The organism is bacterium, from assembly GCA_040755795.1.
In the GTDB taxonomy this organism is placed as follows: domain Bacteria; phylum UBA9089; class CG2-30-40-21; order CG2-30-40-21; family SBAY01; genus JBFLXS01.
The window spans coordinates 1-1,674 of sequence record JBFLXS010000632.1 but is presented as its reverse complement, the minus strand read 5'-3'; the positions used below and the strand labels follow the sequence as shown (position 1 = coordinate 1,674).

The following is a 1,674-nucleotide window of genomic DNA, read 5'->3' as shown; positions in this document are numbered from 1 at the left end:
TCAATTTAAGAAAGATGAGGAAGGAGATAAATAAAATGAAATCCCAGAAATGCCCTATCTGCGGTGTTGGGACATTAAAGAAGCAAGTTGGTAACGAAACCTTCGAATATAAGGGCGAGACCATAACTGTTCCCAATTATGTCACCTATAAGTGCGGTGAATGTGGAGAGGCAATCGTCGATAAGACAACCTTAAAAGAATCAGGGAGAATTCTGAAAGATTTCCAGCGTAAGATTGATGAGTTATTAACTGGAGAAGAGATAAAGAGAATCCGTAAAAAGCTTAATCTTACACAGGAAGAAATGGCGGAAATCTTAGGCGGTGGGCCTAAGGGCTTTGCAAAATATGAATCCGGACAGGTCTGCCAAAGTAAGGGAATGGATAATCTCTTGAGGATTTTGGATGCTTATCCATCCACGTTGAATGTGATTCAGAAGAGCCAGAAAAGAAAGTTTGCCTTGCATAAAGAGGAGAGTAAGGTAATTGATTTTGAGGAATACAAAAATCTCAAGAAAAAATATAAGACCAAGGCTAGTGAGTTTTCAATTCAAACGGAAGGGGTAACAAATGGAACTCAAGTTTAAGATTGCTGATGTTAAGCAAATTGAAAGTCATTTTGCCTTGAATCCTGATTTCAAGCCAGCGAAGGACAATCTCATAAATATCTCTTACGGTATAAACGTGTCCTATGAAACAAAAGATAAGATGGTTAGTGTTGTTGTTTCCATTATTTCGGATAACAAAAACCAACCGTTTGTGTTTAATGTGACCACGATGGGCTTATTTAATTTCCAAAAGGTACCACCAAAGAAAGATTTGGAGAGGATAGCTCATATTAATTGTGCTTCAATAATTTTCCCTTACATAAGGGAGTCTATTGCTGACTTGGCTAGGAGAGCCGGTATGCCGCCTTTTCATATTGATCCAGTAAATTTTGTTGCTATGTATGAAAATCAGGAAAAAACACAGGCGGGGAACTCAAGAAGAAAGAGAGGGACACCGACAGAAGTGTCCGGCATGAAATCGTAATGGGTGTCCGCCATCGATCACAACAGGCGTTCGGCTTCTATCGGAATGACTGTTCGGTATGGGCCGGAATACGTAGGGCTTGCCGAAGTGGATTTTTCGATTGCAGTGGTCATAAGCTCAGAATCATAATAGAAAGCCCGAGTAATTGTTATATTAGGAAACAACATCCCTCTTTTCCTCATGATACGGAGTAACACAGGCAGCCAGGTGGTACTCAGGGCTGAAAAAGGTTCATTGCAATCACTAGCAATTAGGCAGGGTTAAGTGCGAATAAAGGAAGAGGACACACTCTAACTCTCTGATATTATGGTTTTATTAATGCTATAATTGCAGCCAAATAAAAACGTTGTTGCAATTTTGTTGCAATCGGGTACGGCGGACCAAGAGAAGTATTGACCTATTTTCTCCTTGTCCCAGAAAACGGCTCATAAAGGGCTCAAAGGGCTCATTGAAACCAGGCATGAGCTGAAGATCAAAAGGGATATAATCAAATGCGCCAGTCGGCTCTCAAAAGGCATCAATGGCGATTACGGCGAAAGAGGCAACAAAGGGGTGAGGGGAGTATAGCAGTCACAGGCTTTTATACGTGAAAAGAGACATTTATGAGACATTTGGGACATAACTATCGAGCAGGAGATAAAAAAG

General features: G+C 40.7%; 2 protein-coding genes. Both read left to right on the top strand.

Going from position 1 to position 1,674, the window contains the following annotated elements; translation table 11 throughout:
* Positions 1–584, top strand: a 584-nt coding sequence (locus AB1414_20450) for a type II toxin-antitoxin system MqsA family antitoxin (GenBank protein ID MEW6609783.1), incomplete at its 5' end; no start/stop codon positions are given.
* Positions 568–1,029 carry a protein-export chaperone SecB gene (locus AB1414_20445; GenBank protein MEW6609782.1) on the top strand — a complete coding sequence of 154 codons (462 nt, stop codon included), beginning with the start codon at positions 568–570 and terminating at the stop codon, positions 1,027–1,029. The genes AB1414_20450 and AB1414_20445, both read left to right, overlap by 17 nt.
* The last annotated feature ends 645 nt before the right edge of the window (positions 1,030–1,674 follow it).